We start from the raw sequence: 6,000 nt of genomic DNA, 5'->3' as shown, positions 1-6,000 counted from the left end.
GCCGCGTGGTGTGCTGCCGCGTGGTGTGCTGCCGCGCAGCCTTCCGGGGCCGTCGGAAGGCTGCGCGGATCAGTCCTGCTTCTTCTTCCCCGCCGCGTCCGCGGCCGGCCGCCCGGCGTTCTCGGATTCCGCCGCCCCGGACCCGGGCTCGGCGAAGTCCACCCGGTTCATGTGCCGGTTCATCGACTTCATCAGACCCCAGACCGCCAGAGCCATCACCGCGAACACGATGAAGCCGAGGACACCGGGGGTGACCTTGGCCTCGTCGAACTCGGCGAGGGTGACCAGGTGGCTCATTGACAGGTGTGCGCTTGCGCTCATGTCAGGCATTGTCGCGGATGCCCGCGAAGAGGTCGTCCTCGGGGAGGGAGGTATCCACGAAGGACTTCGCCAGCTCGTACTCCTCGGTGGGCCAGACCTCCTTCTGGACCTCCATCGGGATCCGGAACCAGCCCCCGTCGGGGTCGATCTGTGTGGCGTGCGCGATCAGGGCCTTGTCACGGATCTCGAAGAAGTCCGCACACGGAACGTGCGTGGTGAGCGTGCGCTCCTTGTGCCCGGACTCCGCCCAGCGCTTGAGCCAGTCCCCGTACGGCGACTCCAGGCCGCGGTCCAGCAGTGCCTGGTGCAGCGTCTCGGTGCGGGGGCGGTTGAAACCCTGGTTGTAATAGAGCTTCAGCGGCTGGAAGGCCGGGCCGAACTCGTCCTCCGGGTACATCCCGGTGTCCGCCGCGCCCTCGAACGCCACCATCGTGATCTTGTGGGTCATGATGTGGTCGGGGTGCGGGTAGCCGCCGTTCTCGTCGTAGGTGGTGATCACCTGGGGACGGAACGCGCGGATCTTCCGCACCAGCTCCCCGGCCGCCTTGCCCACGTCCTCCAGGGCGAAGCAGCCCTCGGGCAGCGGGGGCAGCGGGTCGCCCTCGGGCAGACCGGAGTCGACGAAGCCGAGCCATTCCTGCTTCACCCCGAGGATCTCCCGGGCCTCGTCCATCTCCTTCCTGCGCACCTCGTGGATGTTCTCCTCGATGTACGGATCACCCTGCAGTTTGGGGTTGAGGATGGAGCCGCGTTCCCCGCCCGTGCAGGTCACGACCAGCACGTCCACCCCCTCGGACACGTACTTCGCCATGGTGGCCGCGCCCTTGCTCGACTCGTCGTCGGGGTGGGCGTGCACAGCCATCAGTCGCAACTGGTCAGTCAAGACTCATTCCTCAAGTCGGTAGGCGCCCCGCGCACCCGGCACGCGCTTCCGCCGGCGGCCGTCCCGTGGGACGTCGCGGTGGGGTGGCGGGCGGGTGGTGGACGGAAGGCTTCTATAGTGACCGAAGCCGGGGATGAATAATTCCGGGAGCCCCGTTCCGGGCCTCCCCCGGGAGGGCACGCGTCCCGTTCCTGCCGAGGAGACGATCATGAGCACGGTGAGCACGCGACCGCCCGAGGGTCGTTACGGCCGCTCTTCGGACGAACGCGCGGACCGCACTCTCAAGATCGTCGGTGCGGTCCTGGCCGTGGTCATGCTCACCCTGTTCGGCTGGTTCGGCTACCACTACGTCGTCAAGAACGAGATCAGCGGCGAGCTGATCGGTTTCGACACGTCGAAGACCGCGGTGAAGGTGCGCCTGGAGGTCCACAAGGACGCCGGGGTCGAGGGCTACTGCACGGTGCGGTCCCAGGCCGCGGACGGCGCCGAGGTGGGCCGCGCCGACTTCCGCTTCGGCGGCGAGGACACCCGCATCGACAAGGTCGTCACGCTCCGCACGACCTCTCCGGGCACCTCGGCCGAACTCATCGGGTGCCACGCCGACTGAGCCCGACCCGACCGGTCCTGCGGGAATCACACCCCCGACGACCTGCGGAAACATAACTCTGGTGGCTTATGTCCTCCCCCTTTCCTCGCCGAATTGTTAGGCTCGTGGTTTCGCCCATCCGTGGAGGAACATCCTTCAGGGAGGGCGTTGCTTTGTATTCCCACGTACCTACGAGGAGCACCAGTGACCCAGACCAGCGAGAACGTCACCTGGCTGACCCAGGAGGCGTACAACAAGCTCAAGGTCGAGCTTGAGTACCTTACTGGTCCCGCGCGCACGGAGATCTCCGCGAAGATCGCCGCCGCGCGCGAGGAGGGCGACCTGCGGGAGAACGGCGGGTACCACGCGGCCAAGGAGGAGCAGGGCAAGCAGGAGCTCCGCGTGCGGCAGCTCACCCAGCTCCTCGAGAACGCCAAGGTCGGTGAGGCGCTGGCGGCCGACGGCACGGTGGGGCCCGGCATGGTCGTCACGATCGCCTTCGACGGCGACGAGGACGACACACTGACCTTCCTCCTCGCCTCGCGCGAATACGCGAGTTCGGAGATCGAGACGTACTCACCGCAGTCCCCCCTGGGTACCGGGGTGAACGGTCACAAGGTCGGCGAGGAAGCGGAGTACGAGCTGCCGAACGGCAAGAAGGCCTCGGTGAAGATCCTCAAGGCCGAGCCTTACAAGGGCTGACTCCAGCCTGCTCCCCTGCGATTCCGCAGCCGCGAGTCCGCCGCGACCGGGCCCCTGGCAGCCTCCCCGAGGGAGGCTGCCAGGGGCTTCGTCACACCGTCGCCGAACGGTACTTGCGTACGGCGAGCGTCCTGAAGACGAGGATGATCAGGACCGACCAGATCAGCGAGGCCCACACCGGGTGCTGCATGGGCCAGGCGTCCGAGGTGGAGACTCCGGGGTTGCCGAAGAGCTCTCTGCAGGCCTGGACGGTGGCGCTGAACGGGTTCCACTCCGCGATGTGCCGCAGCCAGGGGGTCATCTGGTCGGTGTCCACGAACGCGTTCGACACGAAGGTCACCGGGAAGAGCCACACCAGGCCGCCGGAGGTGGCCGCCTCCGGGGTGCGGACCGACAGGCCGATGACCGCACCGATCCAGGTGAACGCGTATCCGGTGAGCAGCAGCAGCCCGAAGGCGGCGAGCACCTCGCCGGCGCTGGTGTGGGTGCGCCAGCCGACCAGCAGGGCGACCACGGCGAGCACCAGCAGGGTGAGCGCCGTCTGCACCAGGTCGGCGAGGGTGCGGCCGGTGAGCACCGCGCCGCGGGCCATGGGCAGGGAGCGGAAGCGGTCGATGAGGCCCTTGTGCATGTCCTCGGCGATGCCCGCACCGGCTCCGGCGGTGGCGAAGGTGACGGTCTGGGCGAAGATGCCGGCCATCAGGAACTCGCGGTAGACCTGCGGGCTCGTGGTGCCCCCGATGTTCATGGACCCGCCGAACACGTAGGAGAACAGCACCACGAACATGATCGGCTGGACGATCCCGAAGATGACCACTTCGGGAATCCGGGCCATCCGGATCAGGTTGCGTTTGGCGACGATCAGGGAGTCCCTGATCGACTGGCCGATGGGGTTGCCGGGTGCCGCGATCCGGACGGCGTCGGTGACGGCGCTCACGTGGCGGCCTCCTTCCTGTGAGGGCGTCCCTGTCCTGTGCCGCTCTGTCCGGCGCCGGGCTGCTCGCCGTCCTCCCCCTCGGCCTCCGCGGCATGACCGGTGAGGGAGAGGAAGACGTCGTCGAGGGTCGGGCGGCGCAGACCGATGTCGTCGATCTCGATGCCGCGGACGTCGAGTTCGCGGATGATCTCGGCCAGGAGCTTCGCGCCGCCGGAGACCGGTGTGGTGATCTTGCGCATGTGCTCCTCGACCTTGGTGCCGCCCTGGTCCGGGCCGCGCAGGCTGAACCTGTCCAGGAGGGCGGAGGCGGCCTGGATGTGCTCCCGCTCGTGCACCACGACCTCGACGCGCTCTCCGCCGGTGCGGGCCTTGAGCTGGTCGGAGGTGCCCTGGGCGATGACCCGGCCGTGGTCGACCACCGCGATGTCGTGCGCGAGGTGGTCGGCCTCCTCCAGGTACTGGGTGGTCAGCAGCAGCGTCGTACCGCCGGAGACGAGTTGCTTGATCACGTCCCACAACTGCTGGCGGTTGCGCGGGTCGAGGCCGGTGGTCGGCTCGTCCATGAACATCACGGGCGGTGAGACGACGAGGGCCGCCGCGAGGTCGAGCCGTCGGCGCATGCCGCCGGAGTAGGTCTTCGCGGTGCGGTCGGCGGCGTCCGCGAGGTGGAACTGCTCCAGCAGTTCGTCCGCGCGCGCCTTCGCCGCCTTGGCCCTCATCTGGTAGAGCTGCCCGACCATCTGCAGGTTCTCGCGGCCGGTCAGGTACTCGTCGACCGCCGCGAACTGGCCGGACAGGCCGATGGAGCGGCGCACGGCGTCAGGCTGCTTGAACACGTCGATACCGGCGACCACCGCCTTTCCGCGGTCGGGCCGCAGCAGGGTGGTCAGACAGCGGACGGAGGTGGTCTTGCCCGCGCCGTTCGGCCCGAGCAGGCCCAGGACGGTGCCCTCGGGGACATCGAGGTCGACGCCGTCCAGTGCCTTTACGTCGCCGAAGGTCTTCACCAGGCCTTCGGCGTAGATGGCGCCTGGCATATGAGTCTCCACGTCATCGGGGATTCTTCTGGAAAACCTGGGAATGCGTGCCGCGTCTCGCCCTGTCGCGCTCGAGCACCCCCTGGCGTACCAAGGTGAGACACGCGACACACACCATAACGCGATGTATCGCGTCCCTCAATGCGTTGAACACGAACGGGTGACGAAGGGGGACCGCGAGGTCAGTCGATGATCGTGTAGCCCGCGTCGTGCAGGACCCGGTTGACCTCGGCGCGGTGCTCCGGGCCCTTCGTCTCGAGGTGCACTTCGACCTCCACCTCCGTGAGCCCGAGCCGGGGGTCGGTCCGTACATGGCTCACGTCGAGGACATTAGCGTCGGCCACCGACAATGCCCCGAGAAGCGCCGCGAGGGCTCCCGGGCGGTCCGTCAGACGCAGCCGTACGGCCAGGTAGCGGCCCTGCGCCGCCATCCCGTGCCGCAGCACCCGCTCCATCAGCACCGGGTCGACGTTGCCGCCGGACAGCACCGCGACGACCGGCCCCTCGAAGGAGTCGGGGCGGCTCAGCAGCGCCGCGACCGAGCTCGCCCCGGCCGGCTCCACGACCAGCTTGGCCCGCTCCAGGCACAGCAGCAGCGCGGCCGACAGCTCGCCCTCGGTGACGGTGCGGACCTCGTCCACCAGCTCGCCGACGATCCCGAAGGGCACGTCGCCGGGCCGCCCCACCTTGATGCCGTCGGCCATCGTCGCCGGGTCGCGCACCGACACCGGGTACCCGGCCGCCAGCGAGGGCGGATACGCGGCCGCCCCCTCCGCCTGCACCCCGATGATCCGTACGTCCGGCCGCAGCGCCTTCACCGCGACCGCGATCCCGGCGATCAGCCCGCCGCCGCCGACACCGACGACGACCGTGCGCACCTCCGGGCACTGCTCCAGGATCTCCAGGCCCACGGTGCCCTGCCCCGCGATGATGTCGGGGTGGTCGAAGGGATGGATGAGCACGGCGCCCGTCCCGGCCGCGTACTCCTCCGCGGCGACCAGTGCCTCGTCGACCACCTGACCGTGCAGGCGCACCTCGGCGCCGTACTCCCGGGTGGCGCTGATCTTCGGCAGCGGGGCGCCCTTCGGCATGAACACCGTCGAGCCCACCCCGAGCAGCGAGGAGGCGAGCGCGACGCCCTGCGCGTGGTTTCCGGCGCTCGCGGCGACGACACCGGCGGCGCGCTGCTCCGGCAGCAGCCCGGCGATCCGGACGTACGCGCCGCGCAGCTTGAACGAACCCGTGCGCTGGAGGTTCTCGCACTTCAGGTGCACCGGGGTGCCCACCGTGCGGGACAGGTGCCTGCTGCTCTCCAGCGCGGTCACCCGCGCGACACCCTGGAGCATCTTCCGGGCACCGCGCACATCGTCGAGGGTGACGGTGCGCAAGGAGTCAGCCGTTCCGTGGCCCATGACTCCAGCATCGCAGTTCACGGCCGGGGGCGTGCGCGGTGACCAGCGGGCGGACCCGGCTTTGCGCAGCGCCGGTACGAGCCGCCTCCCAGCCGCGTACCCTGTCCCCCAATTAGCAGCCC

General features: G+C 69.2%; 7 protein-coding genes. 2 read left to right on the top strand and 5 right to left on the bottom strand.

From position 1 onward, the window contains the following. Positions 1–69: 69 nt before the first annotated feature. Complete coding sequence (locus tag AOK11_RS20310) at positions 70–330, bottom strand: hypothetical protein (RefSeq protein WP_107098634.1); 261 nt, start codon at positions 328–330, stop codon at positions 70–72. Next, positions 323–1,204, bottom strand: coding sequence for a mycothiol conjugate amidase Mca (gene mca / locus AOK11_RS20305; RefSeq protein ID WP_055595147.1), 882 nt, complete (start codon positions 1,202–1,204; stop codon positions 323–325). Before mca ends, AOK11_RS20310 begins: the two co-directional genes overlap by 8 nt. Positions 1,205–1,412: 208 nt before the next feature. On the opposite strand from mca, the gene AOK11_RS20300 reads away from it, so the two are divergent. Further along, positions 1,413–1,811: a DUF4307 domain-containing protein gene (locus AOK11_RS20300; RefSeq protein WP_055595146.1), complete on the top strand. Its 399-nt coding sequence runs from the start codon at positions 1,413–1,415 to the stop codon at positions 1,809–1,811. A gap of 183 nt (positions 1,812–1,994) precedes the next feature. Then, positions 1,995–2,492 (top strand): transcription elongation factor GreA, encoded by a 498-nt coding sequence (gene greA / locus AOK11_RS20295; protein ID WP_055595145.1) that lies wholly within the window; start codon positions 1,995–1,997, stop codon positions 2,490–2,492. 91 nt (positions 2,493–2,583) lie between these two features. On the opposite strand, the gene AOK11_RS20290 is transcribed toward greA, so the two are convergent. The 3 genes from AOK11_RS20290 to ilvA form a co-directional block, all read right to left on the bottom strand. Beyond that, positions 2,584–3,429 carry an ABC transporter permease gene (locus AOK11_RS20290; protein ID WP_055595144.1) on the bottom strand — a complete coding sequence of 282 codons (846 nt, stop codon included), beginning with the start codon at positions 3,427–3,429 and terminating at the stop codon, positions 2,584–2,586. Further along, positions 3,426–4,466 carry an ATP-binding cassette domain-containing protein gene (locus tag AOK11_RS20285; RefSeq protein WP_055595143.1) on the bottom strand — a complete coding sequence of 347 codons (1,041 nt, stop codon included), beginning with the start codon at positions 4,464–4,466 and terminating at the stop codon, positions 3,426–3,428. Before AOK11_RS20285 ends, AOK11_RS20290 begins: the two co-directional genes overlap by 4 nt. Positions 4,467–4,648: 182 nt before the next feature. Further along, positions 4,649–5,878, bottom strand: coding sequence for a threonine ammonia-lyase (gene ilvA / locus AOK11_RS20280; protein ID WP_055595142.1), 1,230 nt, complete (start codon positions 5,876–5,878; stop codon positions 4,649–4,651). Between the last annotated feature and the right edge of the window lie 122 nt (positions 5,879–6,000).

The organism is Streptomyces hirsutus, from assembly GCF_001418415.1.
GTDB lineage: Bacteria > Actinomycetota > Actinomycetes > Streptomycetales > Streptomycetaceae > Streptomyces > Streptomyces hirsutus.
This window is presented reverse-complemented; position numbering and strand designations above follow the sequence as displayed.